The sequence below is a fragment of the Streptomyces sp. MZ04 genome, from assembly GCF_004684775.1.
GTDB lineage: Bacteria > Actinomycetota > Actinomycetes > Streptomycetales > Streptomycetaceae > Streptomyces.
On record NZ_SRIC01000009.1, the window covers coordinates 39,369 to 66,049 of the forward strand.

The window sequence follows — 26,681 nt, forward strand, 5'->3', positions numbered from 1 at the left end:
AGTCTGCCGTACCGGAGGGCCTGACACCCTCAGTGGCACAACCTCAGTGGCACAACCTCAGTGGCACAGCTTCGCCTCGTGCTCCGCGTGCCCGACCGGCTCCAGTTGGAACGTGCAGTGCTCGACGTCGAAGTGATCGCCCAGGCAGCCCTGCAGCTCGTGCAGCATCTTCTCGTGGCCGATCGCGTTCAGCGCCTCGGGGCTGACGACCACATGCGCGGAGAGAACGGGCATCCCCGAAGTGATGGTCCACGCGTGCAGATCGTGGACGTCCTCGACGCCCGGCAGATTCAGTATGTGCGAGCGGACCTCGGCCATGTCGACGCCCTTGGGCGCCGACTCCAGGAGCACGTTCAGCGTCTCCCGCAGCAGCTTCACCGTACGCGGGACGATCATGAGGCCGATCACCAGCGAGGCGATCGGGTCCGCGGCCTGCCAGCCGGTGGTCAGGATGAGCACCGCCGCGACGATCACCGCAAGGGAGCCGAGGGCGTCCGCCATGACCTCGAGGAAGGCGCCGCGCACGTTCAGGCTGTCCTTCTGGCCGCGCATCAGGAGCGAGAGCGAGATCATGTTCGCGACGAGGCCGATGACACCGAAGACGATCGTCAGGCCGCCCTCGGTCTCGGCCGGCGTGATGAACCGCTGGATCGCCTCGTACAGCACATAGCCGCCGACGCCGAGCAGCAGCAGACAGTTGGCGAGCGCGGCGAGGATCTCGGCGCGTGCGTAGCCGAACGTGCGGGACTCGGTCGGCGGCCGGTTGGCGAAGTGGATCGCGAGCAGGGCCATGCCGAGCCCGAGCGCGTCCGTCGCCATGTGCGTCGCGTCCGCGATGAGCGCGAGCGAATCCGCCATGAGGCCGCCGACGATCTCGACCACCATGACGGTGATCGTGATGGAGAGCGCGATGCGCAGCCGTCCTTGATGGGCGGCCGCCGCGGTGCCCGTCGTGGGCCCCCCGTGCGTGTGTCCGTGATCGTGCCCAGCCCCCATGGAAGCCGCCTCCGTGTGCTCGGTATCGGTCTTCTGTTCCCCGGTCGTGTGCCTGCCGCGATCACAGTCAACTACGGGTGGGGGGTATCTGGCAACGCGGCACTGAACACCGTTGTCATATGCTCTGACCTGCGGAAATGACCGCAGGTCAGAGTGCTGGAGGGGTCAGGAGCGGCGTGCCTCGGGGTGATGGAGGCACCAGCCGGCCCAAGCGGATTCGACCATCTCGCGTACCCCGCGCCGGGCCGTCCAGCCCAGCTCCTTGGCGGCCAGGCCCGCGTCAGCGACGGCCCGTGGCGCGTCGCCCGCGCGGCCGGGCTCCAGCACGGCGGGGCGGGTGTCGCCGGCGACCTCGCCGATGAGCGTCACCAGTTCGCGTACGGAAACGCCCTCGCCGCGGCCGATGTTCACCGTCAGATCGCCCGCGGGCCGCTCCGTCACCCGGCGGGCCGCCGCGAGGTGCGCGTCGGCGAGGTCGGCGACATGGATGTAGTCACGGACGCAGGTGCCGTCCGGCGTCGGGTGCCCGTCCCCGAAGATCCGCGGCGCCTCGCCGCGGGTGAGCCGGTCGAAGACCATCGGTACGACGTTGAAGACCCCGGTGTCCGCGAGCTCGGGCGTCGCGGCCCCCGCCACGTTGAAATAGCGCAGGCACACGGTCGCGATGCCGTGCGCCCGGCCCGCGGCCCGCACCAGCCACTCCCCGGCGAGCTTTGTCTCGCCGTACGGATTGATCGGTGAGCACGGAGTGTCCTCGCTCACGAGGTCCACGGCGGGCGGATTGCCGTACACCGCCGCCGACGACGAGAAGACGAACCGCTTGATGCCGGCGTCGGCCACCGCTTCGAGCAGCGTCACCAGGCCGCCCACGTTCTCCCGGTAGTAGCGCAGCGGCTGCTCCACGGACTCGCCGACCTGCTTGCGGGCCGCGAGATGCACCACACCCGTCACACCGTGCTCGGCGAAGACCCGCCGCAGCAGCTCACCGTCGAGCGATGAGCCCCGAATGAGAGGAATGTCCGCCGGCAGCCGCTCAGGCACCCCGGCCGATCCGTCGTCGAGAACGACGACCCGCTCCCCGGCACCGGCCATCGCCCGCACCACGTGTGCCCCGATATATCCCGCTCCACCTGTGATCATCCACGTCATGGGCGTCCACTTTATGCCGGTCGATGAAGTGCGGTTTGTGGGGCCGGGCCCCCATCGACCATGATGATCGTGTCGACGGCGGCCCTCGCAGGCCGTGCTTATCGGGCCGTAAACGGGCGGTGAACGCCCGCTTCTATTCATCCGATAGCCTCTGCCGACGTGCCGCCCGGCCGCACCGGCCTGGGGCGCCCCTCATCACGCACGTGCGCTGCGCGAGCCGCGCCGTGAATCAAGGAGTGAGTTCGTCTGTCGACCGCCATCCTGACCGGTCAGCCGGTCCCCGGGTCGCCGCTCGAAGGCGATCTGCGGTCCCTGGGCTTTGACGTGCGGATCGCCTCCGACGCGGCGGAAACCGAGACGCTGCTCGCCGCCGTACCGGCAGGCCAGCGGGTCGCGGTCGTCGACGCGCGCTTCGTGGGCCACGCCCACGCACTGCGCCTAGGCCTCACCGACCCGCGCTTCGCCGCGTCCGCGGTGCCCGGCGCCGTCTCCGCGAAGCCCGAGGCGCGAGCGGGCCTGACCCGGGCCCTGCGCACGGCGACGGGCGGCAACGGCGGCGGCTCCACCACGGCGGTCGAGGCGCTCGCCGACCACATCGCCGAGGCGATCGAGGCCGAAGGGCAGGACGTCCACCGCCCCGACCTCGGGACCCTGGTCGCCACCGTGCCCAGCGATCCGCAGGCGCGGAACGAGGCACGGCAGGCCGTCGCCGCCGTGGACGAGGAGGCCGTACGCCTGCGCACCGCGGTCAAGTCGCGGGACGGCTTCTTCACGACGTACTGCATCTCCCCCTACTCGCGCCACATCGCCCGCTGGTGCGCCCGCCGGGGCCTCACCCCGAACCAGGTCACCACCGCGTCGCTGCTCACCGCCCTGATCGCGGCGGGCTGCGCGGCGACCGGAACGCGCGGCGGCTTCGTCGCGGCGGGCCTCCTGCTGCTCTTCTCCTTCGTCCTGGACTGCACGGACGGGCAGCTCGCCCGCTACTCCCTGCAGTACTCGACGCTCGGCGCCTGGCTCGACGCGACCTTCGACCGGGCCAAGGAGTACGCCTACTACGCGGGCCTCGCGCTCGGCGCGGCCCGCGGCGGCGACGACGTATGGGCACTCGCGCTCGGCGCGATGGTCCTGCAGACCTGCCGCCATGTCGTGGACTTCTCCTTCAACGAGGCAAACGCAGACAGTATCGCCGCGACGGCCAACACCAGCCCCACCGCGGCCCTTTCGGACAAGCTCGACAGCGTCGGGTGGACGGTCTGGGTGCGCCGGATGATCGTCCTGCCGATCGGCGAGCGCTGGGCGATGATCGCGGTCCTCACCGCGGTGACCACACCCCGCATCACCCTGACCGTGCTGATCATCGGCTGCGCGCTGGCCGCCTGCTACACCACGGCAGGCCGCGTCCTGCGCTCGCTGACCCGCAAGGCGACCCGCACCGACCGCGCCGCCCAGGCCTTGGCCGACCTCGCCGACAACGGCCCGCTCGCCTCCGCCTTCGCGGCGCTCAAGCCGGCCGGCCTGTCGCTGCCCGCCCCGGTCATCGCCTTCGTCGGTGGCGCCGTGATCGTCTGTGTGGCGGCTTTCACTTCGTACGGCAGCCCGTGGGTGGTCGTCGCCGCGGTGATCTACGTCGTCACCTCCGGCCTCGCCCTCGCCCGGCCCCTCAAGGGCCCCCTGGACTGGCTGGTTCCGCCGTTCTTCCGGGTGGCCGAATACGGCACCGTGCTGGTGCTCGCGGTCAACGCCGACGTGAACGGAGCGCTTCCTGCGGCTTTCGGCCTGGTGGCCGCGGTCGCCTACCATCACTACGACACGGTGTACCGCATCAAGGGCGGCACCGGCGCGCCCCCGCACTGGCTGGTGCGGGCGATCGGCGGACAAGAAGGCCGGGTCCTGGTGGTCGCACTGGCCGCCGCCCTGCTGCACAACACAGATTTCACCGTCGCGCTCACGGCACTAGCCGTGGCCGTGGCACTCGTGGTGCTCGTCGAGAGCATCCGCTTCTGGGTGACCGCTCACAAGCGCGGAGCACCCGCCGTACACGATGAAGGAGAACCCGCATGATCGGCCTCGTGCTGGCGGCCGGCGCCGGACGGCGTCTTCGCCCTTACACGGACACCCTGCCCAAGGCCCTGGTGCCCGTCGATGGTGACACCACCATCCTGGACCTGACGCTCGGCAACTTCGCCGAGATCGGTCTGACCGAGGTCGCGATCATCGTCGGCTACAAGAAGGAAGCCGTCTACGACCGCAAGGCGGCGCTCGAGGCGAAGTACGGCCTCAAGCTGACCCTGATCGACAACGACAAGGCCGAGGAGTGGAACAACGCCTACTCCCTCTGGTGCGGTCGTGACGCGATCAAGCACACGGTGATCCTCGCCAACGGCGACACCGTGCACCCGGTCTCCGTCGAGAAGACGCTGCTCGCCGCCCGCGGCGACGGCAAGAAGATCATCCTCGCCCTCGACACGGTGAAGAACCTCGCCGACGAGGAGATGAAGGTCATCGTGGACCCCGAGAAGGGCGTCCAGAAGATCACCAAGCTGATGGACCCCGCGTCCGCCACCGGTGAGTACATCGGCGTCACGCTCATCGAGGGTGAGGCCGCCGACGAGCTGGCCGACGCCCTGAAGACCACCTTCGAGCGCGACCCCGACCTCTACTACGAGGACGGCTACCAGGAGCTCGTCAACCGCGGCTTCAAGGTCGACGTGGAGCCGATCGGCGACGTCAAGTGGGTCGAGATCGACAACCACGAGGACCTCGCCAAGGGCAGGGAGATCGCGTGCCAGTACTGACGAGGCTCATCCCCTCGCCGGTCGTCGTCGACATCCGGCCGGGGGCGCTCAACGACCTGGCCGGTGTCCTCGCCGATCAGCGGATCTGCTCGTCTACCGGCAAACTCGCCATCGCGATCAGCGGTGGCTCCGGCGCGGTCCTGCGCGAGCGCCTCGAGCCCTCGCTGCCCAACGCCGAATGGTTCGAGGTGGGCGGCGGCACGCTCGATGACGCCATCAAGCTCGCCGACGCCATCAAGAAGGGCCGCTACGACGCGGTCGTCGGCCTCGGCGGCGGCAAGATCATCGACTGCGCCAAGTTCGCCGCGGCGCGCGTCGGCCTGCCGCTGGTCGCCGTCGCGACGAACCTGTCGCACGACGGTCTGTGCTCGCCGGTCGCCACGCTCGACAACGACGCGGGCCGCGGCTCGTACGGGGTGCCGAACCCCATAGCGGTCGTCATCGACCTCGATGTGATCCGCGAGGCTCCCGTACGTTTCGTGCGCTCCGGCATCGGCGACGCCCTGTCCAACATCTCCGCGATCGCGGACTGGGAGCTGGCCGCGCGCGAGCGCGGCGAGGACATCGACGGTCTCGCGGCCGCAATGGCGCGCCAGGCCGGCGAGGCGGTCCTGCGGCACCCCGGTGGCGTCGGCGACGACGGCTTCCTGCAGGTCCTGGCCGAGGGTCTGGTCCTGACCGGCATCGCGATGTCCGTCTCGGGCGACTCCCGTCCGGCGTCCGGCGCCTGCCACGAGATCAACCACGCCTTCGACCTCCTCTTCCCCAAGCGCGCGGCGAGCCACGGCGAGCAGTGCGGCCTGGGCGCGGCCTTCGCGATGTTCCTGCGCGGAGCACGCGAGGAGTCGCTGTACATGGTCGAGGTGCTGCGCAGGCACGGCCTCCCCGTGACGCCGGAGGAGATCGGCTTCACCGTGGACGAGTTCGTCCAGGTCGTGGAGTACGCCCCGCAGACGCGCCCCGGGCGCTACACGATCCTCGAGCACCTCAATCTGAATTCCGACCAGATCAAGGACGCATACGCCGACTATGCCAAGGCCATCGGTAGCTGAACTCCGCCCCGTCGTTCACCCCGCAGGGGTGAAGGACCGGCGCAGCGGTGAGCACTGGGCGGGACGCCTGTACATGCGAGAGATCTCGCTGCGCTGCGACCGCTACCTGGTGAACACCAGGATCACGCCCAACCAGCTCACGTATCTGATGACCGTGGCGGGCGCCCTCGCCGCCCCGGCACTTCTCGTGCCGGGGATCCCGGGCGCCGTGCTCGGTGTGGTCATGGTCCAGCTCTATCTCCTCCTGGACTGCGTCGACGGCGAGATCGCCCGCTGGCGCAAGCAGTACTCGATGGCCGGGGTCTACCTGGACCGCGTCGCCGCCTATCTGTGCGACGCCGCGGTCCTGGTCGGCTTCGGTCTGCGCGCGTCCGACCTGTGGGGCTCGGGCCGGATCGACTGGCTGTGGGCCTTCCTCGGGACGCTCGCCGCGCTCGGCGCCATCCTGATCAAGGCGGAGACCGACCTCGTCGGTGTCGCCCGGCACCAGCAGGGCCTCGCGCCGGTCAAGGAGTCGGCCTCCGAGCCGCGCTCCTCCGGCATGGCCCTGGCCCGCAAGGCCGCCGCGGCGCTCAAGTTCCACCGGCTCGTGCTCGGCATCGAGGCGTCCCTCCTCATCCTGGTCCTCGCGATCCTGGACACGGTCAGGGACGACCTGTTCTTCTCCCGGCTCGGTGTCGCGGTCCTCGCCGGCATCGCGCTGCTCCAGACCCTGCTGCACCTCGTGTCCATCCTCGCCTCGAGCAGGCTGAAGTGAGCAGGCCCATGAAGGTCGGCGCGGTCATCATCACGATGGGCAACCGCCCCCAGGAGCTGCGCGCCCTCCTGGACTCGGTCGCCAAGCAGGACGGCGACCAGGTCGAGGTGGTCGTGGTCGGCAACGGCGCCCCCGTGCCGGACGTCCCCGAAGGCGTACGCACCGTCGAGCTGCCCGAGAACCTCGGCATCCCCGGCGGCCGCAACGTAGGCATCGAGGCCTTCGGTCCCGGCGGCACCGACGTCGACATCCTGCTCTTCCTGGACGACGACGGCCTGCTCGCCAACATGGACACGGCCCAGCTGTGCCGCGAGGCCTTCGAGGCCGACCCGAAGCTCGGCATCATCAGCTTCCGCATCGCGGACCCGGACACCGGCGAGACCCAGCGCCGCCACGTGCCCCGGCTGCGCGCGGCCGACCCGATGCGCTCCTCGCGCGTGACGACCTTCCTGGGCGGCGCCAACGCCGTCCGTACGCAGGTCATCGCCGAGGTCGGCGGCCTGCCCGACGAGTTCTTCTACGCCCACGAGGAGACCGACCTCGCCTGGCGTGCCCTGAACGCGGGCTGGATGATCGACTACCGCGCCGACATGGTGCTCTTCCACCCGACGACCGCCCCGTCGCGGCACGCGGTCTACCACCGGATGGTCGCCCGCAACCGCGTCTGGCTCGCCCGCCGGAACCTCCCCCTCCTCCTGGTCCCGGTCTACCTGGGCGTCTGGATGCTCCTGACCCTGGCCAGGCGCCCTTCGGGCCCCGCGCTCAAGGCCTGGTTCGGCGGTTTCAAGGAGGGCTGGACGACGCCCTGCGGACCTCGCAAGCCGATGAAGTGGCGTACGGTGTGGCGCCTGACCCGACTGGGCCGACCTCCTGTCATCTGACAAGCTCGGGTCTGAGAACATCTGGGCCATACCCCGGTCCCTGGCCCACGCCTACGCCCGACCGGCTGCGCATCTGAAGACGAAAGTTTCCACTCGTGAGTGAGACAACGCATGACGGCGGGGTCGCGGTGACCGCGACCCCGTCGCCCGATGACGGGCTCTCCCGGGCCGATCTCGCCGCCAAATACGGTCTGACCGTCAGCGGCGCGCGGCCCGGACTTTTCGAGTACGTCCACCAGCTCTGGGGACGGCGCCACTTCATCCTCGCCTTCTCACAGGCGAAGCTGACCGCCCAGTACAGCCAGGCCAAGCTCGGCCAGCTGTGGCAGGTCGCGACGCCGCTCCTCAACGCGCTCGTCTACTTCCTGATCTTCGGCCTGATCCTGGAGGCCGACCGGGGCTTCGAACGTGAGGTCTACATTCCGTTCCTGGTCACGGGCGTCTTCGTCTTCACCTTCACGCAGAGCTCGGTGATGGCGGGCGTCCGGTCGATCTCGGGCAACCTGGGCCTGGTGCGGGCGCTGCACTTCCCGCGCGCCTCGCTGCCGATCTCCTTCTCGCTCCAGCAGCTCCAGCAGCTGCTCTTCTCGATGATCGTGCTGTTCGTCATCACGATCGGCTTCGGCAGCTACCCCAAGCTGTCGTGGCTGCTTATCATCCCGGCCCTGGCCCTGCAGTTCCTGTTCAACACGGGCCTCGCGATGATCATGGCGCGCCTCGGCAGCAAGACCCCCGACCTCGCGCAGCTGATGCCGTTCGTGATGCGTACGTGGATGTACGCGTCCGGCGTGATGTTCTCCATCCCGGTCATGCTCGAGGGCAAGCCGGAGTGGATCGCGGACATCCTGCAGTGGAACCCCGCGGCCATCTACATGGACCTGATGCGTTTCGCGCTGATCGACGGCTACGGCAGCGAGTACCTGCCGACGCACGTCTGGGCGGTCGCGGCGGGCTGGGCCGTGCTGCTTGCCGTCGGCGGTTTCGTGTACTTCTGGAAGGCTGAGGAGCGGTACGGCCGTGGCTGACGAAAAGAACGACTCGATCGACCGGAATGCCGGCATGGGGCACATCCCCACCGTCATCGCCGACGGGCTGCACATCGTCTACCGCGTCAACGGCGCGAAGACGGGCAAGGGCAGCGCCACCTCCGCGCTGAGCCGGATCATCAAGCGTGGCGAGGAGCGCGGCGTACGCAAGGTGCACGCCGTGCGCGGCGTCAGCTTCACCGCCTACCGTGGCGAGGCCATCGGCCTGATCGGCTCGAACGGCTCCGGGAAGTCGACGCTGCTTCGCGCCATCGCGGGGCTGCTCCCCGCCGAGAAGGGCAAGGTCTACACCGACGGCCAGCCCTCGCTGCTCGGTGTGAACGCGGCCCTGATGAACGATCTGACGGGCGAGCGCAACGTCATACTCGGCGGGCTCGCGATGGGTATGACGCGCGAGCAGATCAGGGAGCGCTACCAGGAGATCGTCGACTTCTCGGGCATCAACGAGAAGGGTGACTTCATCACCCTGCCGATGCGCACCTACTCCTCCGGCATGGCCGCCCGCCTGCGGTTCTCCATCGCGGCCGCCAAGGACCACGACGTACTGATGATCGACGAGGCGCTCGCCACCGGCGACCGCAAGTTCCAGAAGCGCTCCGAGGCCCGCATCCGCGAGCTGCGCAAGGAGGCGGGAACGGTCTTCCTCGTCAGCCACAACAACAAGTCCATCCGCGACACCTGTGACCGCGTGCTGTGGCTGGAACGCGGCGAGCTGCGCATGGACGGACCGACCGACGAGGTCATCAAGGAGTACGAGAAGTTCACGGGCAAATAGCCCGTCTCATACACCCGTATGCAGCAGGGCCCCGCCGGACTCAACCCGGTGGGGCTCTGCCGCGTCATGAGTCATCGACCGCACCACTGGCCACCTCAAGTCACGGGCGCCCAGGGAAGATTGGGGCCAATCGGTGTGTTGTTGTGATGCGCCGAACACCCCGACGATGCACCCCGCGTTGTACAACGTAAGCTGTACCGGTGCTGATTCGCGGCAAGTGGGGCGATATCGCGCGGCGCCCCGGCTCAGGTCACGGTCCACCTCGCGGATGGCCGGGCGGCGTGTCCGAAATGGGATGTATTGGGTCGGCAGTGTAGAACGGGAGATGTGACGGCAATGGCTACGGATGATCTCCAGCTACGCGACGCATCCGCCGTCCTCGAGAAGGCTGCGGACGAGAACTTCCCGGTGGCGCCCTTCTTCCTGCCCCGCGCCTGGCGCGACGACCTCATGGCCGTGTACGGCTACGCCCGCCTCGTCGACGACATCGGCGACGGCGACCTGGCACCCGGCGGCGCCGACGCCCGCCACCTGGGCGTGGACCCCGAGGCCGCCGAGGACCGCCTTGTCCTCCTGGACGCCTTCGAGGCCGACCTGCACCGCGTCTTCGGCGCGGCTTCCGGCCGGCCCCGCCACCCCCTGCTGCGGGCCCTCGAGCCCACCGTGCGCCGCTGCGGTCTCACCCCCGAACCCTTTCTCGGCCTGATCGCGGCCAACCGCCAGGACCAGCTCGTCGGGCGCTACGAGACGTATGACGACCTCCTGGCCTACTGCGAACTGTCCGCGAACCCCGTGGGCCGTCTCGTCCTCGGCATCACCGGCACCGAGACCCCCGAGCGCCTGCGCCGCTCGGACGCGGTGTGCACCGCGCTCCAGATCGTCGAGCACCTCCAGGACGTGGCCGAGGACCTCGGGCGCGACCGCATCTACCTGCCCGCCGAGGACATGAAGCGTTTTCATGTCCAGGAGCGGGATCTGGCCGCACCGACAGCAGGCGCGTCGGTGCGCGCGCTGGTTGCATATGAAGCAGAACGCGCCCGCTGCCTCCTGAATGAAGGCACCCCCCTGGTGGGTAGCGTCCACGGGCGGCTGAAGGTGCTGCTCGCCGGTTTCGTGGCAGGGGGGAGGACGGCGGTCTCCGCGATCGCCGCCGCCGGATATGACGTACTTCCTGGTCCGCCGAAGCCCGCCAAGCTCCGTTTGCTGCGTGAGGTGGGAGCGGTTCTGCGAGGAGAGGGGTGAGCCGGACCGTGGAGTCAGGCTCGAACGTGTCTGCGCCGGTACTCGCCGCGTATACCTACTGCGAGGTCGTCACCGGGCAGGAAGCGCGCAATTTCGCCTACGGCATCAGGCTGCTCTCGCTGCCCAAGCGCCGCGCGATGTCGGCCCTCTACGCGCTGTCGCGGCGGGTGGACGACATCGGCGACGGCGCGCTCGCGCCGGACGTCAAGGCCGAGCGGCTCGACGAGACCCGGGCCCTGCTCGCCCGCATCCAGGCAGGTGCCGTGGACGAGGACGACACCGACCCGGTCGCCGTCGCGCTCGCGCACGCGGCGACGCACTTCCCGATCCCGCTCGGCGGTCTGGACGAGCTGATCGACGGCGTCCTGATGGACGTGCGCGGTGAGACGTACGAGACGTGGGAGGACCTGAAGGTCTACTGCCGCTGTGTGGCCGGGGCCATCGGACGGCTCTCGCTCGGCGTGTTCGGTACGGAGCGGGGGGCGCTCCATGCCGAGCGCGCGCCGGAGTACGCCGACACGCTCGGCCTCGCGCTCCAACTGACCAACATCCTCAGGGACGTTCGCGAGGACGCGGAGGGCGGGCGCACCTATCTGCCCGCCGACGACCTCGCCAAGTTCGGCTGCTCCGCCGGGTTCGCGGGCTCCGAGCCGCCCGCCGGTTCCGACTTCGCCGGGCTGGTGCACTTCGAGGTGCGCAGGGCGCGGGCGCTCTTCGCCGAGGGGTACCGGCTGCTTCCCATGCTCGACCGGCGCAGCGGGGCCTGCGTCGCCGCCATGGCGGGCATCTACCGGCGGCTTCTCGACCGCATCGAGCGGGAGCCGGAGGCGGTCCTGCGGGGCCGTGTCTCGCTGCCGGGCCGTGAGAAGGCGTACGTCGCTGTGCGCGGTCTCTCCGGTCTCGACGCACGCACCATCTCCCGACAGACCGTCAGGAGGCGTACATGATGGGCATCCGCGGCGAATGCGATAGACGCAGGCAACTCGGCGCAACTCCGCGCAACCGGTGGGCAACCCTCCGCACCGCCCCGGCGTCCCAGACTTCAACGGTCGAGGGGGAAAGTGCATGAACGACGACATGCGATCGCCCGCGGAGGCCGACGGCGAAGCGGGCCGGGGGGCCGCCGTGGTGATCGGCGGCGGTCTCGCCGGCATCACAGCGGCGCTGTCCCTCGCCGACGCGGGACTGCGGGTGACGCTGCTCGAAGGGCGGCCGCGCCTGGGCGGGCTCGCGTTCTCCTTCAAGCGCGGCGACCTGACCGTCGACAACGGCCAGCACGTCTATCTGCGCTGCTGCACCGCCTACCGCTGGTTCCTCGACCGCGTCGACGGCACGGCCCTCGCGCCCCTGCAGGAACGTCTCGACGTGCCCGTGCTCGACGCCGACCGGAACCGGCTCGGACGCCTTCGGCGCACCGCGCTGCCCGTGCCGCTGCACCTGGCGGCGAGCCTCGCCACGTATCCGCATCTGTCGCTCGCCGAGCGCGCCAAAGTGGGGCGCGCGGCGCTCGCCCTCAAGGGGCTCGACCCCGCCGATCCCCGCCTTGACGGCCAGGACTTCGGCAGCTGGCTCGCCAGACATGGTCAGTCGGCGCGCGCGATCGAGGCGCTGTGGGACCTCGTCGGTGTGGCCACGCTCAACGCCGTCGCGGGGGACTCCTCGCTGGGCCTTGCCGCGATGGTGTTCAAGACCGGGCTGCTCTCCGAACCCGGCGCCGCCGACATCGGCTGGGCACGCGTGCCCCTCGGTGATCTCCATGACGCGCTCGCCCGCAAGGCGCTCGACTCCGCGGGCGTGCGAACCGAACTGAGGACACGTGCCACCTCCATCTCCCTCAGGGACAACGGGGGTTGGCGGGTCGAAGTTCCCGGCGAGACGCTCGACGCCGACACCGTCGTGCTCGCCGTGCCGCAGGCCGAGACGCACGACCTGCTGCCGGACGGTGTGCTCGACGAACCCGACCGGCTGCTCGACATCGACACGGCGCCGATCCTCAACATCCATGTCGTGTACGACCGGAAGGTGCTCAAGCGGCCCTTCTTCGCGGCCATCGGCTCACCCGTGCAGTGGGTCTTCGACCGGACCGACGCCTCGGGACTGCGCGAGGGGCAGTATCTGGCGCTCTCCCAGTCGGCCGCCCAGGACGAGATCGACGCGCCCGTCGCCGCGCTGCGAGAGCGCTATCTTCCGGAGCTCGAGCGGCTGCTGCCCGCCGCGCACGGCGCGGAGGTAAGGGACTTCTTCGTGACTCGGGAGCGTACGGCGACCTTCGCGCCGACTCCCGGCGTGGGCCGGCTGCGGCCCGGTGCTCGCACCAAGGCTCCCGGCCTGTACCTGGCCGGGGCGTGGACCGCCACAGGGTGGCCCGCGACCATGGAGAGCGCCGTCCGCAGTGGCATCAGCGCCGCCCGGGCAGCTCTCTCCACACTCGACCGCCCACGTGATCACCTCTTCGACGTCGAGGAGGCCGCGTGATGAAGCTAGATCTTCCGGGGGCACGTCCCCGGGAATACAGCTCCGGAACAAGAGGAGAGACTGTGCCGACTGTGCCCTCGGCCGAATCGGCTGCCGACACGGTGGACGTGACCTCACTGCTCGAGCGCGGAAGGACGTTGGCCACCCCGGTGCTGCGTTCTGCCGTGGACCGCCTCGCGCCGCCCATGAACACCGTCGCCGCCTACCACTTCGGCTGGATCGACATAGAGGGCAACCCGTCCGACGGCGACGGCGGAAAGGCCGTGCGCCCCGCACTCGCTCTTCTCTCCGCCGAGGTCGCGGGCGCCGCGCCCGAGGTCGGCGTCCCCGGAGCGGTCGCCGTCGAACTCGTACACAACTTCTCGTTGCTGCACGACGACCTGATGGACGGCGACGAGCAGCGCCGCCACCGCGACACGGTGTGGAAGGTGCACGGCGCCGCCCAGGCGATCCTCGTCGGCGACGCCCTCTTCGCGCTCGCCAACGAGATCCTCCTGGAGATCGGCACCGTCGAGGCGGGCCGCGCCACGCGCCGCCTGACCTCCGCCACGCGCGCGCTGATCGACGGCCAGGCACAGGACATCTCCTACGAGCACCGCGAGCGGGTCACCGTCGAGGAGTGCCTGGAGATGGAGGGCAACAAGACCGGCGCCCTGCTCGCCTGCGCGGTCTCCATCGGCGCGGTCCTCGGCGGCGCCGACGACCACACCGCCGACACCCTGGAGAAGTACGGCTACCACCTCGGCCTCGCCTTCCAGGCCGTGGACGACGTGCTCGGCATCTGGGGCGACCCGGACGCCACCGGGAAGCAGACCTGGAGCGACCTTCGCCAGCGCAAGAAGTCGCTGCCGGTCGTCGCCGCGCTCGCCGCGGGCGGATCCGCGTCCGAGCAGCTCGGCGAACTGCTCGCCGCCGACGCCAAGAGCAGCGAGTTCGAGAGCTTCTCCGAGGAGGAGTTCGCCGCGCGCGCCGCCCTGATCGAGAAGGCGGGCGGCCGCGAGTGGACCGCCGAGGAGGCCCGGCGCCAGCACACCATCGCCATCGAGGCGCTGGACACCATCCAGATGCCGGACCGGGTGCGGGCGCAGCTCGTCGCGCTCGCCGACTTCGTCGTCGTACGAAAGAGATGATCACTATCGCGCATATATGCGGGCCTTCTGGGGGGTGACCCCCAGACCTCCAGGCAGTCGCCGGCCGGCGCCCAGCGCGTCGGCCGACGGCGGACCCACAGCAGAGAAGACGACTGCACGAAGGGGAAGCCATGACAGCGACGACCGACGGAAGCACCGGAGCGGTGACGCCCCGCGCGGCCTCGGCCAGCCAGCCCATCGACACGACCGCCGCGACGGCAGGAGCGCTCGATGCCGCCGCGCGCGCCATACAACGCTCCACCGATTTCCTGCTCGCCCAACAGGACACCCAGGGTTGGTGGAAGGGCGACCTCGACACGAACGTGACGATGGACGCCGAGGACCTGCTCCTCCGGCAGTTCCTGGGGATCCGGGACGAGCGGACCACCCGCGCGGCAGCGCTCTTCATCCGCGGCGAGCAGCGCGACGACGGGACCTGGGCCACCTTCCACGGAGGACCCGCCGAACTCTCCACCACCGTCGAGGCGTACGTCGCGCTGCGGCTCGCCGGGGACGCCCCGGACGACCCGCACATGGCGAAGGCCTCCGCGTGGATCCGGGACCAGGGCGGCATCGCCGCGAGCCGGGTCTTCACCCGTATCTGGCTCGCCCTCTTCGGCTGGTGGAAGTGGGACGACCTGCCCGAACTCCCGCCGGAGCTCATCTACTTCCCCAAGTGGTTCCCGCTCAACATCTACGACTTCGGGTGCTGGGCCCGGCAGACGATCGTGCCGCTCACCATCGTCTCCGCCAAGCGTCCGGTGCGGCCCGCGCCCTTCCCGCTGGACGAACTGCACAGCGACGCGCGCCGACCCAACCCGGGCAAGCCCCTTGCCCCCATGGCGAGTTGGGACGGCGTCTTCCAGCGCCTCGACAAGGCGCTGCACCTCTACCACAAGGTCGCCCCGCGCAGCGTGCGCAAGGCCGCGATGAACAGCGCCGCTCGCTGGATCGTCGAACGGCAGGAGAACGACGGCTGCTGGGGCGGCATCCAGCCGCCCGCGGTCTACTCGGTCATCGCGCTGCACCTGCTCGGCTACGACCTGGAGCACCCGGTCCTCAAGGCCGGGCTCGCGTCCCTCGACCGGTTCGCCGTCTGGCGCGAGGACGGCGCCCGGATGATCGAGGCCTGCCAGTCGCCCGTCTGGGACACCTGCCTGGCGACCATCGCACTCGCCGACGCGGGCGTGCCCGCCGACCATCCGCAGCTGGTCAAGGCCGCCGACTGGATGCTGGACGAGGAGATCCGGCGCCCCGGCGACTGGGCCGTGCGCAGGCCCCGACTGGCCCCCGGCGGCTGGGCGTTCGAGTTCCACAACGACAACTACCCGGACATCGACGACACCGCCGAGGTCATCCTGGCCCTGCGCCGCGTCGAGCACCCCGACCGCGCACGCCTCGAGAACGCGATCGGCCGCGGCATGCGCTGGAACCTGGGCATGCAGTCCAAGAACGGTGCCTGGGGCGCCTTCGACGCCGACAACACCAGCCCGTTCCCCAACCGGCTGCCGTTCTGCGACTTCGGCGAGGTCATCGACCCGCCGTCCGCCGACGTCACCGGACACGTCGTCGAGATGCTCGCCGTCGAGGGCAAGGCGCACGATCCCCGCACCCGGCGCGGCATCGAGTGGCTGCTCGCCGAACAGGAGGCGGACGGCGCCTGGTTCGGCCGCTGGGGCGTCAACTACGTATACGGGACAGGCTCCGTGGTCCCGGCGCTCACCGCGGCGGGCCTGCCGGGCTCGCACCCGGCGATCCGCCGCGCCGTCGGCTGGCTGGAGTCGGTGCAGAACGACGACGGCGGCTGGGGCGAGGGCCTGCGCTCCTACCGCTACGAGGAGTGGCGGGGCCACGGCGCGTCCACCGCATCGCAGACCGCCTGGGCGCTGCTCGCGCTGCTCGCGGCCGACGAGCGCGACGGCAAGGCCGTGGAGCGGGGCATCGCCTTTCTCGCCGAGACTCAACTGCCCGACGGTTCCTGGGACGAGCCGTACTTCACCGGCACCGGGTTCCCCTGGGACTTCTCGATCAACTACCACCTGTACCGGCAGGTCTTCCCGCTCACCGCGCTCGGCAGGTACGTCAACGGCGACCCGTTCGCGGCGCTGTCCGGCAAGTCGTCCGGCAAGTTGTCCGGCAAGGGGAGCTGATGGCCAGAACCCCGGCCCGTCCGGACCCCGCACCGCTGCTGATCGCCTGCGCGCTCGGCATCGAGCACCTCGCCCTGCGCACGGGCGAACGCGGCGGCGCCCCTGGACGGGTCACCGTGCTCCGTACGGGCATGGGCCCCAAGAACGCCGAGCGGGCCGTCACCGGCGCGCTCGGCAAGCAGTCACTGCACGACGCGGCCGTGGTGGCCACCGGCTTCTGCGCCGGGCTCGCCCCCGGTATGCACCCCGGTGACCTCGTCGTCGCCGAGGAGACCCGGTCCGCGCACGGCACCACCCCTTGCGTCGGAACCGATCTGCTCGTCAAGGAGCTCGTGCGGGTCGTGCCCGGCCGCACGGTGCACACCGGCCCGCTGATCGGCTCCGACCACGTGGTCCGGGGGAACGAACGCGCCGACCTGCTCGCCACGGGCGCGATCGCGGTGGACATGGAGTCCGCCGCGACGCTGCACAGCGCGGTGCGGGCCGGAGAGCGGCCCGTTGCCGCCGTCCGGGTGGTCGTTGACGCCCCACAGCACGAACTGGTCCGCATCGGCACGGTGCGCGGTGGAATATCAGCCTTCCGCGTTCTTCGCGCCGTGCTTCCCGCTTTTTTCGAATGGCACCGTTCTTCTTTGCTCCCCCGGAGGTGAGCCAGATGGCCATGCCGCTGCGCCAGACCGTCAAGGTCGCGACATATCTCTTTGAACAGAAGCTGCGCAAGCGGGAGAAGTTCCCGCTGATCGTCGAGTTGGAGCCGCTCTTCGCGTGCAATCTCGCGTGCGAGGGATGCGGAAAGATCCAGCACCCGGCCGGAGTGCTCAAGCAGCGCATGCCGGTGGCCCAGGCCGTGGGCGCCGTGCTCGAGTCCGGTGCCCCGATGGTGTCCATCGCCGGCGGCGAGCCGCTGATGCACCCTCACATCGATGAGATCGTGCGGCAGTTGGTGGCGAAGAAGAAGTACGTCTTCCTCTGCACCAACGCCATGCTGCTGCGCAAGAAGCTGGAGAAGTTCACGCCTTCCCCGTACTTCGCGTTCGCCGTGCACATCGACGGAATGCGGGAGCGGCACGACGAATCCGTCGCGAAGGAGGGCGTGTTCGACGAGGCGGTGGCGGCCATCAAGGAAGCCAAGAAGCACGGCTTCCGGGTGACCACCAACTCCACTTTCTTCAGCAACGACACACCGCAGAACATCATCGAGGTCCTCAACTTCCTCAATGACGAGCTGCAGGTCGACGAGATGATGCTGTCGCCCGCCTACGCCTACGAGAAGGCGCCGGACCAGGAGCACTTCCTGGGTGTCGAGCAGACCCGCGAACTCTTCAAGAAGGCCTTCGCCGGCGGCAACCGGCGGCGCTGGCGGCTCAACCACTCACCGCTCTTCCTGGACTTCCTCGAGGGCAAGGCGGACTTCTCCTGCACCGCGTGGGCGATCCCGAACTACTCGCTCTTCGGCTGGCAGCGCCCCTGCTATCTGATGAGCGACGGGTACGTCCCGACGTACAAGGAGCTCATCGAGGAGACCGACTGGAGCAAGTACGGCCGCGGCAAGGACCCGCGCTGCGCCAACTGCATGGCGCACTGCGGCTACGAACCGACCGCCGTACTCGCCACCATGGGCTCCCTCAAGGAGTCCCTCCGCGCCGCCCGTGAGACGGTCTCCGGAAACCGCGGGTGACGTCATGACCCTCGGAACGCCCGTCGCACTGGGTCTTCCTGAGCTGCCGGTCCGGCCGATCTCGGAGCGTCGCGTCTCGCGGCGCATCGAGGTCGGACCGGTGGCCGTGGGGGGCGGCGCGCCGGTGTCGGTGCAGTCGATGACGACGACGCGTACGTCCGACATCGGGTCGACGCTGCAGCAGATCGCCGAACTGACGGCGTCCGGCTGCCAGATCGTGCGGGTCGCCTGCCCGACGCAGGACGACGCGGACGCGCTGGCGACCATCGCGCGCAAGTCGCAGATCCCGGTGATCGCGGACATCCACTTCCAGCCGAAGTACGTGTTCGCTGCGATCGACGCCGGGTGTGCGGCGGTCCGCGTGAATCCCGGCAACATCAAGCAGTTCGACGACAAGGTGCGCGAGATCGCACGCGCAGCCAAGGACGCGGGCACGCCCATCCGGATCGGCGTCAACGCGGGCTCGCTCGACAGGCGGCTGCTCGCCAAGTACGGGAAGGCCACTCCGGAGGCGCTCGTCGAGTCGGCCCTCTGGGAGGCGTCCCTCTTCGAGGAGCACGGCTTCCGGGACATCAAGATCTCGGTCAAGCACAACGACCCGGTCGTGATGGTCAACGCCTACCGCCGGCTCGCCGCCGCCTGCGACTATCCGCTGCACCTCGGTGTGACGGAGGCCGGGCCCGCCTTCCAGGGCACGATCAAATCGGCGGTGGCCTTCGGGGCCTTGCTCTCCGAGGGCATCGGCGACACGATCCGTGTCTCGCTGTCCGCGCCGCCGGCCGAGGAGGTCAAGGTCGGCATCCAGATCCTGGAGTCGCTGAACCTGCGCCAACGGCGCCTGGAGATCGTCTCCTGCCCGTCCTGCGGGCGGGCGCAGGTGGACGTGTACAAGCTGGCCGACGAGGTCACGGCGGGCCTCGACGGCATGGAGGTGCCGCTGCGCGTCGCCGTCATGGGATGTGTCGTCAACGGCCCGGGGGAGGCCCGCGAGGCGGATCTCGGAGTCGCGTCCGGCAACGGCAAGGGGCAGATCTTCGTCAAGGGCGAGGTCGTCAAGACCGTGCCCGAGTCGAAGATCGTATCGACCCTCATCGAAGAGGCGATGAAGATCGCCGCACAGATGGAGGACGACGGCATCGCCTCAGGGGTGCCCGCCGTCACCGTGAGCTGAGTGAGCTGAGAACAACCAGAGAGGGGGCCCGAGCATGACCATTCTGGACACCATTCGGGGGCCGCGCGATCTGAAGGCGCTGACCGAGGCCGAGCTCGACGAACTGGCCGAGGAGATCCGGGAGTTCCTGGTGCACGCGGTCGCCAGAACCGGCGGCCATCTCGGGCCCAATCTGGGGGTGGTGGAACTCTCCATCGCCCTCCACCGGGTCTTCGAGTCGCCGGTCGACCGCATCGTCTGGGACACCGGCCACCAGAGCTACGTACACAAACTGCTCACCGGCCGGCAGGACTTCTCCAAGCTGCGCGGCAAGGGCGGCCTCTCCGGCTATCCCTCGCGCGCGGAGTCCGAGCACGACATCGTCGAGAACAGCCACGCTTCCACCGCGCTCGGCTGGGCCGACGGCCTGGCCAAGGCGCGCCAAGTCCTGGGCGAGCGCGGGCACGTGGTCGCCGTCATCGGGGACGGCGCGCTCACCGGCGGCATGGCGTGGGAGGCGCTGAACAACATCGCGGCCGCGAAGGACCGGCCGCTGATCATCGTCGTGAACGACAACGAGCGCTCGTACGCCCCGACGATCGGCGGCCTCGCGAACCACCTCGCCACGCTGCGTACGACCGACAGCTATGAGCGGGTGCTCGCCTGGGGCAAGGACATACTCCAGCGCACACCCGTCATCGGTCACACCGTGTACGAGTCGTTGCACGGCGCCAAGAAGGGCTTCAAGGACGCCTTCGCGCCGCAGGGCATGTTCGAGGACCTGGGGCTCAAGTACGTCGGGCCGATCGACGGGCACGACGTCGGCGCCGTCGAGTCGGCGCTGCGACGCGCGAAACGCTTCCACGGCCCCGTCCTGATCCACTGCCTCACCGAGAAGGGGCGCGGCTATGAACCCGCGCTCGCGGACGAGGCCGACCGGTTCCACACGGTCGGTGTGATGGACCCCCTCACCTGCGAGCCGCTCGCGCCGTCCAACGGCCCTTCCTGGACTTCGGTGTTCGGCGACGAGATCGTCCGCATCGGGGCCGAGCGCCAGGACGTCGTGGCGATCACGGCGGCCATGCTCGGACCGGTCGGCCTGTCGAAGTTCGCCGAGGCCTACCCCGACCGGGTGTGGGACGTCGGGATCGCCGAGCAGCACGCCGCGGTGTCGGCGGCCGGGCTCGCGACCGGAGGACTGCACCCCGTCGTGGCGCTCTACGCCACCTTCCTCAACCGGGCCTTCGACCAGCTCCTGATGGACGTGGCACTGCACGAGTGCGGGGTCACCTTCGTCCTCGACCGGGCCGGGGTCACCGGCGTCGACGGTGCGTCCCACAACGGCATGTGGGACATGTCGATCCTCCAGGTCGTGCCGGGGCTGCGGATCGCCGCGCCGCGCGACGCCGACCAACTGCGGGCGCAGCTGCGGGAGGCGGTCACCGTGGACGACGCGCCGACGCTCCTGCGCTTCCCCAAGGAGTCGGTGGGGCCCGCGATCCCCGCCGTCGACCGGATCGGCGGCATGGACGTGCTGGCTCAAGACCCGGACCCGGACGTGCTGTTGGTGGCGATCGGCGTGATGGCGCCCGTCTGTCTGCGGGCCGCCGAGCTGCTGCGGGAGCGGGGGCTCGGCTGCACCGTGGTCGACCCGCGCTGGGTCAAGCCGGTCGACGCCGAGCTGCCGGGTCTCGCCGCCCGGCACCGGGTCGTGGGCGTCGTCGAGGACAACAGCCGGGCGGCGGGCGTCGGTGCCGCGGTGGCGCTGGCGCTCGGCGAGGCCGAAGTCGACGTACCCGTACGGCGGTTCGGCATCCCCGAGCAGTTCCTCGCCCACGCCAAGCGGGGCGAGGTGCTCGCGGACCTCGGCCTGACGCCGGTCGAGATCGCGGGGCGGATCAGCGCCACGCTGGCAGCCAAGGAGAGCGCCACACCGGCAGCCAAGGAGAAGGACGTATGACCAAGGAGTTCGACCTCGGCAGACTCCTCGCCGAGCGGGGCGCCGAGCGCTACGACCTGCATGCGCGGCACCTGAACCACCAGCTGCCGCGGATGCTGCACACCATCGGCTTCGACAAGGTCTACGAACGGGCCGAGGGCGCGTACTTCTGGGACGCGGACGGCGACGACTACCTCGACATGCTCGCGGGCTTCGGCGTGATGGGGCTCGGCCGGCACCACCCCGTCGTCCGCAAGGCGCTGCACGACGTCCTGGACGCCTCGCTCGCCGACCTGACGCGCTTCGACTGCCAGCCGCTGCCCGGCCTGCTCGCCGAGCAACTCCTCACGCACAGCCCGCACTTGGACCGGGTGTTCTTCGGCAACAGTGGTACGGAGGCCGTCGAGACGGCGCTGAAGTTCGCGCGGTACGCGACGGGGAAGCCGCGGGTGCTCTACTGCACGCACGCCTTCCACGGCCTGACCACCGGATCGCTCTCGGTCAACGGCGAGAGCGGATTCCGGGACGGCTTCGCGCCGCTGCTGCCCGACACGGCGATCCCGCTCGGCGATCTGGACGCCCTGGCGAAGGAGCTGAAGCAGGGCGACGTCGCCGGGCTCATCGTCGAGCCCATCCAAGGCAAGGGCGTGCACGAGACGCCGCCCGGATATCTGCGCGCCGCCCAGGAGTTGCTGCACCGGCACAAGGCGCTGCTCATCGCCGACGAGGTGCAGACCGGCCTCGGCAGGACCGGCGACTTCTACGCGTACCAGCACGAGGAGGGCGTCGAGCCGGACCTGCTGTGCGTCGCGAAGGCGCTGTCGGGCGGCTATGTGCCGGTCGGCGCGACGCTCGGCAAGGACTGGATCTTCAAGAAGGTCTTCTCGTCCATGGACCGGGTGCTCGTGCACTCGGCGAGCTTCGGCTCCAACGCGCAGGCGATGGCGGCCGGGCTCGCGGTCCTTTCCGTCATGGACGACGAGAAGGTCGTCGAGAACGCCCGGGTGACCGGGGAGCTGCTCAGGACCCGGCTCGCCGCGCTCGTCGACCGCTATGAGCTCCTGAGCGAGGTGCGCGGCCGCGGCCTCATGATCGGCATCGAGTTCGGGCGGCCCAAGTCCCTGAAGCTGCGCGGGCGTTGGACGATGCTGCAGGCGGCGCGCAAGGGTCTTTTCGCGCAGATGGTGGTCGTGCCGCTGCTGCAGAAGCACCGCATCCTCACGCAGGTCTCCGGTGACCATCTGGAGGTCATCAAGCTGATCCCGCCGCTGATCATCGGGGAGCGCGAGGTGGACCGGTTCGTCGATGCCTTCACCGCGGTGATGGACGAGGCGCACAGCGGCGGCGGTCTGATGTGGGACTTCGGCAGGACGCTGGTGAAGCAGGCGGTCGCGAACCGCTGAGGCACCCATCGGGTGGTTTGCCTCTGAGGCAAGAAAGTTGCCTCGGAGGCAAGGGCCTGGCTCAATCGAGGTATGAGCCCTGCCGAGCCGGAGCCGGTCGACCCCGAGGCCGCCGAACCGCTGCCCGCCGTCGCGCCGCAACTGCGTGACCTGCGACGACGTGCCGCCCTCACGCTGGAGGCCGCGGCCCGCAGCGCCGGGCTCTCGCCCGCCCATCTCTCCCGCCTGGAGACCGGGCGGCGCCAGCCGTCGCTGCCGATGCTGCTCGCGCTCGCCCGCACCTACGGTACGACGGTCTCGGAGCTCCTGGGTGAGACCCCCGCGGACCGGGACGCGATCGTCCGCGCCGCCGGCATGGAGCCGACGCGGGCGGGCGGCTGGACCTACTGGCAGGCCGGGGCCCCGGCGCGCGGCATGCAGGCGCTGCGGGTGCATGTGCCGCACGGCGCGCAGGGCGACATCGTGCGCGTCCATCCCGGCGAGGAGTGGCTGTACGTCCTGAAGGGGCGGCTTCGGCTGCGGCTCGGCGACGCCACGTACACCCTCGAACCCGGGGACAGCGCGCACTTCGACTCGCTCACCCCGCACCGGATCGCCGCGGCCGACCGGCTCGGTGCCGATCTTCTCTTCGTCCACACCCTGCTGCAGAGCCCCGCCACCGCACTGTGCCTCGGCGGGACCCCGCAGAGCCCCACTCTGAGAGACCCGCGATGACGGAACCTGAAGCGCAGCAGCCGGACCAGGGCCAGGAACAGGGCCGAGAACAGGGCCGAGACCGCTCTGCTCGCAGGGTCAAGTCCATGGAGGAGAAGTTCCCGCGGGGACTCTGGGTGCGGCTGATCGTCTACGTCGCGGTCGGCCACCTCTTCGCGGCCTTCATCTACCTGCTCTTCTCGCTGGGCGCGCAGAACCAGTAGCGCTGGTCCGGAGTCCTAGTCCAGCAGGTGCGACCGCAGCCGCTCGCGGGTCTCGGGGGCGACCTTGAGGCCCTCGGTGAGGTAGGTCTCCGTGTCGCCCCAGGTCTGGTCGATGGTCTCGAAGGCGGCCGACAGATAGGTGGCGCGGGCCTCGAAGAGCGGGCTGAGCAGCGCCATGACCTCGGGGGACATCGCGTCGGGGGAGCTGTCGCTGCGGTGCACCTTGTAGCGGCGGTGGGTGGCGTTCGACTCCAGGTAGTCCGCCTCGATGGCGTCGCGCTCGACGCCGACGGCGAGCAGCGTGACGGCTATGGAGAGGCCCGCGCGGTCCTTGCCCGCGGCGCAGTGCATCAGGGCGGGCACGCTGTCGCCCGCGATGTCGTGCAGCACGCGGCTGTGCTCGCCGGTGCGCTCCTTGATGATCGTGCGGTACGACGACGCCATGCGGTTCGCGGCCTGGCCGTCGTCGAGCGCCGCGCGCAGCTGGTCCAGATCGCCCTCGCGCACCATCTGCCAGAACTCGGCGCCGTCGGCCGGGTCGGTCAGCGGCAGATTCACATTGCGTACGCCGGGCAGCGTGACGTCCGGGCCTTCGAGCCGCTGGTCGGCCGCGTTGCGGAAGTCGAAGATCGTGTGCAGGCCCAGCGACGAGAGGAACGCGGAGTCGGCCTCCGTGGCGTGCGCGAGGTGACCGCTGCGGAAGAGCCGGCCCTGCCGGACCCGGCGGCCGTCCATCGTCGGAAGTCCGCCCACATCACGGAAGTTGCGGACTCCGGTCAGCTCGGGCTCCGACAGCTCGGTCGGCGGGACTTGCTGCGTCACGGGGGCTCCTCCAGTCCGGCCGCCGGCGTTGCTCGCCGGTGGGGTGCGACTTCGACGATACGACATGGGTTCCTGGGGCAATCACTGCCGGTGCATGAGCGTTGCCTCACAGGTGATGCCGCCCCGATGATGTGCGTACACGCGCGTGCCTGTCGGTATCAGGTCGAATCTGTGGGGGACTGATGATCGAGGTCGGCGAGAACGGTCGTACGTGGCTGCTTTCCGGGCCCACCAGCAGCTATGCGCTGCGGCTCACGGCCCGGGACGAGCTGCTGCATCTGCACTGGGGGCCCCGCATCGCCCTGGCCGACGCCGAGGCCCTCGCGGCGGAGCCGCTGCCTGGAGAGTGGGGGTTCGAGTCGGGGCTCGACGGGCGGGAGGAGTATCCCGTCGAGGGCGGGCGGCGGTTCACGCGTCCCGCGCTCTCCGTGCGGGGTGCCGGGGTGCGCGGCACCGAGTGGCGGTTCTCGGCTGCCGAGACCGGGCACGACGAGCTGCGGCTTCAATTCAACGATTCCGCACACCAGTTGGCCGTCACGCTGGTCTACCGGATGCGTGGCGACGTCATCGAGCGCCATGCGGTCCTCCGGCACGAAGGACCCGCGCGCGCCCCCGGCCTTGAGCTGCTCCGCGCCGACTCCGCCACCTGGACCATGCCCACCCGCGACGGCTGGCGGCTCTCCCAGCTGCACGGCCGCTGGGCCGCCGAGTCGCAGCTGGTGCGGTCGGAGATCACGTACGGCGAGAAGGTCATCGGCAGCCGGCGCGGCCACACCGGGCATGAGCATCTGCCCTGGGTGGCGCTGGACGCCGATGGGGCGACCGAGGAGCGCGGCGAGGTGTACAGCTGCGCGCTCGGCTGGTCGGGGTCGTGGCGGATCACTGTGGCGCAACTGGCGGACGGGGCCGTGCAGATCACCGGGGGCAGCGGGTCCGACGACTCCGGGCAGCTGCTCCTCGCGCCCGGCGAGGAGTGCGTCACGCCCGTCTTCGCGGGGCTGTGGAGCGACGGCGGCTTCGGCGGTGCGAGCCGGGCCTGGCACGCCTATCAGCGGGAGCACGTGATCCCGGACGCCGATGTGACGCGGCCCGTGCTCTACAACTCCTGGGAGGCCACCGGCTTCGACATCGGCGAGGAGCAGCAGCGGGTGCTCGCCGAGCGGGCGGCGGCGATGGGCGTGGAGCTGTTCGTGGTGGACGACGCGTGGTTCGGGCAGCGCGTCAACGACCGTGCCGGGCTGGGCGACTGGACCCCCAACCCGGACCGCTTCCCCGGCGGTCTGAAGCCCCTCGCCGACGAGGTGCACGCCCTCGGCATGAGCTTCGGGATCTGGGTCGAACCGGAGATGGTGAACCCCGACAGTGACCTCTACCGCGCCCACCCCGACTGGGTGCAGCACCACCCCGGCCGCGCCCGCACCGAGTTCCGCAACCAGCTGGTCCTCAACCTCGCCCGCGATGACGTCCAGGAGTATCTCTGGGAGCGGCTGGACGCGCTGCTCTCCAGCGCCCCGATCGACTATGTGAAGTGGGACTTCAACCGCAGCTTCACCGACCCCGGCTGGCCGGGCGAGCGCTATCCGCAGCGCATCTGGCACGACCACGTCCACGCCCTGTACGCACTGGTCGACCGGCTGCGGGCCGCGCATCCCGCCGTGGCCTTCGAGTCCTGCTCGGGCGGCGGCGGCCGGATCGACCTCGGGATCCTCTCCCGTACCGACCAGGTGTGGACCTCCGACAACACCGACCCGCTCGACCGGCTCACCATCCAGCACGGCTTCAGCCAGCTGCACCCCGCCCGAATCATGGCCGCCTGGGTCACCGACAGCCCGAACACCCAGCTCAACGACCGGGTCAGCACCCTGCGCTTCCGTTTCGTGAGCGCCATGGCGGGCGTACTCGGCATCGGCGGCGACCTCACGGAGTGGACCGAGAGTGAGCTGGCCGAGGCGGGTGAATGGGTGGACCTCTACAAGGAGATCCGGCCCGTGGTGCAGCTCGGCGACCTCTACCGGCTGCGCCCGCCCGAGGACGCGCTCAGCGCGGTGCAGTACGTCCACGGGGACGAGACCGTCGTCCTCGCGTGGCTGCGGGCGCAGAACTACGGGGAGCAGCCGCCGCGGGTGCGGCTGCGGGGGCTCGACCCCACGGCGGCCTACGTCTGCCAGGGCACGGGCGTGGTCCACCGGGGGGCCGTGCTGCTGCACCACGGGCTGCGGACGGGGCTGCGCGGTGACCTGGACGCGGCGGTGTTCCGCTTCCGCAAGGTGTGAGCGGCTCGGCGGGCCACCGCGTATTCCGGCTTGGAACAATCTTGACCG

General features: G+C 70.1%; 23 protein-coding genes. 20 read left to right on the top strand and 3 right to left on the bottom strand.

Annotated elements, in window-relative coordinates:
• Positions 1-57: 57 nt before the first annotated feature.
• The gene (locus E2651_RS04040) at positions 58-996 is read right to left on the bottom strand and encodes a cation diffusion facilitator family transporter (RefSeq protein WP_135329567.1); all 939 of its coding nucleotides are present in this window, start codon (positions 994-996) and stop codon (positions 58-60) included.
• A 165-nt stretch (positions 997-1,161) separates the two neighbouring features.
• Positions 1,162-2,145: a UDP-glucose 4-epimerase GalE gene (galE, locus tag E2651_RS04045; RefSeq protein WP_135329568.1), complete on the bottom strand. Its 984-nt coding sequence runs from the start codon at positions 2,143-2,145 to the stop codon at positions 1,162-1,164.
• Positions 2,146-2,391: 246 nt separating this feature from the next.
• Between galE and E2651_RS04050 the strand changes: the two genes are divergently transcribed.
• From E2651_RS04050 to E2651_RS04140, 19 genes are all read left to right on the top strand, one after another.
• A complete protein-coding gene (locus E2651_RS04050; RefSeq protein WP_135329569.1) occupies positions 2,392-4,209 on the top strand; it encodes a DUF5941 domain-containing protein in 1,818 nt (605 codons plus the stop codon).
• The gene (locus E2651_RS04055; RefSeq protein ID WP_135329570.1) at positions 4,206-4,943 is read left to right on the top strand and encodes a phosphocholine cytidylyltransferase family protein; all 738 of its coding nucleotides are present in this window, start codon (positions 4,206-4,208) and stop codon (positions 4,941-4,943) included. The genes E2651_RS04050 and E2651_RS04055 overlap by 4 nt, the downstream gene beginning before the upstream one ends.
• Positions 4,931-5,995 (top strand): iron-containing alcohol dehydrogenase family protein, encoded by a 1,065-nt coding sequence (locus E2651_RS04060; RefSeq protein ID WP_135329571.1) that lies wholly within the window; start codon positions 4,931-4,933, stop codon positions 5,993-5,995. The genes E2651_RS04055 and E2651_RS04060 overlap by 13 nt, the downstream gene beginning before the upstream one ends.
• Positions 5,973-6,752 (top strand): CDP-alcohol phosphatidyltransferase family protein, encoded by a 780-nt coding sequence (locus tag E2651_RS04065; RefSeq protein ID WP_135329572.1) that lies wholly within the window; start codon positions 5,973-5,975, stop codon positions 6,750-6,752. Before E2651_RS04060 ends, E2651_RS04065 begins: the two co-directional genes overlap by 23 nt.
• Complete coding sequence (locus E2651_RS04070; RefSeq protein ID WP_135329573.1) at positions 6,749-7,633, top strand: glycosyltransferase; 885 nt, start codon at positions 6,749-6,751, stop codon at positions 7,631-7,633. Before E2651_RS04065 ends, E2651_RS04070 begins: the two co-directional genes overlap by 4 nt.
• Before the next feature lie 95 nt (positions 7,634-7,728).
• The gene (locus E2651_RS04075; RefSeq protein WP_135329574.1) at positions 7,729-8,658 is read left to right on the top strand and encodes an ABC transporter permease; all 930 of its coding nucleotides are present in this window, start codon (positions 7,729-7,731) and stop codon (positions 8,656-8,658) included.
• A gap of 34 nt (positions 8,659-8,692) precedes the next feature.
• Positions 8,693-9,454, top strand: a complete 762-nt coding sequence (locus E2651_RS04080) for an ABC transporter ATP-binding protein (RefSeq protein WP_135329601.1) — start codon at positions 8,693-8,695, stop codon at positions 9,452-9,454.
• A 336-nt stretch (positions 9,455-9,790) separates the two neighbouring features.
• The gene (gene hpnC, locus E2651_RS04085) at positions 9,791-10,696 is read left to right on the top strand and encodes a squalene synthase HpnC (protein ID WP_135329575.1); all 906 of its coding nucleotides are present in this window, start codon (positions 9,791-9,793) and stop codon (positions 10,694-10,696) included.
• Positions 10,693-11,643 carry a presqualene diphosphate synthase HpnD gene (hpnD, locus tag E2651_RS04090; protein WP_167828687.1) on the top strand — a complete coding sequence of 317 codons (951 nt, stop codon included), beginning with the start codon at positions 10,693-10,695 and terminating at the stop codon, positions 11,641-11,643. The genes hpnC and hpnD overlap by 4 nt, the downstream gene beginning before the upstream one ends.
• Positions 11,644-11,761: 118 nt before the next feature.
• Complete coding sequence (gene hpnE, locus E2651_RS04095; protein ID WP_135329576.1) at positions 11,762-13,171, top strand: hydroxysqualene dehydroxylase HpnE; 1,410 nt, start codon at positions 11,762-11,764, stop codon at positions 13,169-13,171.
• Positions 13,171-14,301, top strand: a complete 1,131-nt coding sequence (locus tag E2651_RS04100; RefSeq protein WP_135329577.1) for a polyprenyl synthetase family protein — start codon at positions 13,171-13,173, stop codon at positions 14,299-14,301. The genes hpnE and E2651_RS04100 overlap by 1 nt, the downstream gene beginning before the upstream one ends.
• A gap of 131 nt (positions 14,302-14,432) precedes the next feature.
• Positions 14,433-16,451 carry a squalene--hopene cyclase gene (gene shc, locus E2651_RS04105; protein WP_135329578.1) on the top strand — a complete coding sequence of 673 codons (2,019 nt, stop codon included), beginning with the start codon at positions 14,433-14,435 and terminating at the stop codon, positions 16,449-16,451.
• Positions 16,451-17,101 (top strand): 1-hydroxy-2-methyl-2-butenyl 4-diphosphate reductase, encoded by a 651-nt coding sequence (locus E2651_RS04110; RefSeq protein WP_135329579.1) that lies wholly within the window; start codon positions 16,451-16,453, stop codon positions 17,099-17,101. The genes shc and E2651_RS04110 overlap by 1 nt, the downstream gene beginning before the upstream one ends.
• A 5-nt stretch (positions 17,102-17,106) precedes the next feature.
• Entirely contained in the window at positions 17,107-18,129 is a 1,023-nt protein-coding gene (gene hpnH, locus E2651_RS04115) for an adenosyl-hopene transferase HpnH (protein ID WP_135329580.1), read from the top strand.
• Positions 18,130-18,133: 4 nt separating this feature from the next.
• On the top strand, positions 18,134-19,300 hold the full coding sequence (ispG, locus tag E2651_RS04120; RefSeq protein WP_135329581.1) for a flavodoxin-dependent (E)-4-hydroxy-3-methylbut-2-enyl-diphosphate synthase: 1,167 nt from the start codon (positions 18,134-18,136) through the stop codon (positions 19,298-19,300).
• 34 nt (positions 19,301-19,334) lie between these two features.
• A complete protein-coding gene (dxs, locus tag E2651_RS04125; RefSeq protein WP_135329582.1) occupies positions 19,335-21,239 on the top strand; it encodes a 1-deoxy-D-xylulose-5-phosphate synthase in 1,905 nt (634 codons plus the stop codon).
• The gene (locus E2651_RS04130) at positions 21,236-22,621 is read left to right on the top strand and encodes an aspartate aminotransferase family protein (RefSeq protein WP_135329583.1); all 1,386 of its coding nucleotides are present in this window, start codon (positions 21,236-21,238) and stop codon (positions 22,619-22,621) included. Before dxs ends, E2651_RS04130 begins: the two co-directional genes overlap by 4 nt.
• Before the next feature lie 72 nt (positions 22,622-22,693).
• Positions 22,694-23,335 carry an XRE family transcriptional regulator gene (locus E2651_RS04135; RefSeq protein WP_135329584.1) on the top strand — a complete coding sequence of 214 codons (642 nt, stop codon included), beginning with the start codon at positions 22,694-22,696 and terminating at the stop codon, positions 23,333-23,335.
• 86 nt (positions 23,336-23,421) lie between these two features.
• Entirely contained in the window at positions 23,422-23,538 is a 117-nt protein-coding gene (locus E2651_RS04140) for a DUF6126 family protein (RefSeq protein ID WP_135329603.1), read from the top strand.
• 15 nt (positions 23,539-23,553) lie between these two features.
• Here E2651_RS04140 and E2651_RS04145 read toward each other — a convergent pair whose 3' ends face one another.
• A complete protein-coding gene (locus E2651_RS04145) occupies positions 23,554-24,360 on the bottom strand; it encodes a tyrosine-protein phosphatase (RefSeq protein ID WP_135329585.1) in 807 nt (268 codons plus the stop codon).
• Positions 24,361-24,542: 182 nt separating this feature from the next.
• Between E2651_RS04145 and E2651_RS04150 the strand changes: the two genes are divergently transcribed.
• Positions 24,543-26,633, top strand: a complete 2,091-nt coding sequence (locus tag E2651_RS04150) for an alpha-galactosidase (protein WP_135329586.1) — start codon at positions 24,543-24,545, stop codon at positions 26,631-26,633.
• Positions 26,634-26,681 lie beyond the last annotated feature (48 nt).

Coding starts and splice junctions, on each gene's coding strand:
- E2651_RS04065 (WP_135329572.1), top strand. CDS start 5,973: ATGCCAAGGCCATCGGTAGCTGAACTCCGCCCCGTCGTTCACCCCGCA.
- E2651_RS04040 (WP_135329567.1), bottom strand. CDS start 996: ATGGGGGCTGGGCACGATCACGGACACACGCACGGGGGGCCCACGACG.
- E2651_RS04135 (WP_135329584.1), top strand. CDS start 22,694: ATGAGCCCTGCCGAGCCGGAGCCGGTCGACCCCGAGGCCGCCGAACCG.
- shc (WP_135329578.1), top strand. CDS start 14,433: ATGACAGCGACGACCGACGGAAGCACCGGAGCGGTGACGCCCCGCGCG.
- E2651_RS04100 (WP_135329577.1), top strand. CDS start 13,171: ATGAAGCTAGATCTTCCGGGGGCACGTCCCCGGGAATACAGCTCCGGA.
- hpnE (WP_135329576.1), top strand. CDS start 11,762: ATGAACGACGACATGCGATCGCCCGCGGAGGCCGACGGCGAAGCGGGC.
- dxs (WP_135329582.1), top strand. CDS start 19,335: ATGACCATTCTGGACACCATTCGGGGGCCGCGCGATCTGAAGGCGCTG.
- E2651_RS04055 (WP_135329570.1), top strand. CDS start 4,206: ATGATCGGCCTCGTGCTGGCGGCCGGCGCCGGACGGCGTCTTCGCCCT.
- E2651_RS04080 (WP_135329601.1), top strand. CDS start 8,693: ATGGGGCACATCCCCACCGTCATCGCCGACGGGCTGCACATCGTCTAC.
- E2651_RS04150 (WP_135329586.1), top strand. CDS start 24,543: ATGATCGAGGTCGGCGAGAACGGTCGTACGTGGCTGCTTTCCGGGCCC.
- E2651_RS04110 (WP_135329579.1), top strand. CDS start 16,451: ATGGCCAGAACCCCGGCCCGTCCGGACCCCGCACCGCTGCTGATCGCC.
- E2651_RS04130 (WP_135329583.1), top strand. CDS start 21,236: ATGACCAAGGAGTTCGACCTCGGCAGACTCCTCGCCGAGCGGGGCGCC.
- ispG (WP_135329581.1), top strand. CDS start 18,134: ATGACCCTCGGAACGCCCGTCGCACTGGGTCTTCCTGAGCTGCCGGTC.
- E2651_RS04140 (WP_135329603.1), top strand. CDS start 23,422: ATGGAGGAGAAGTTCCCGCGGGGACTCTGGGTGCGGCTGATCGTCTAC.
- hpnH (WP_135329580.1), top strand. CDS start 17,107: ATGGCCATGCCGCTGCGCCAGACCGTCAAGGTCGCGACATATCTCTTT.
- galE (WP_135329568.1), bottom strand. CDS start 2,145: ATGACGTGGATGATCACAGGTGGAGCGGGATATATCGGGGCACACGTG.
- hpnC (WP_135329575.1), top strand. CDS start 9,791: ATGGCTACGGATGATCTCCAGCTACGCGACGCATCCGCCGTCCTCGAG.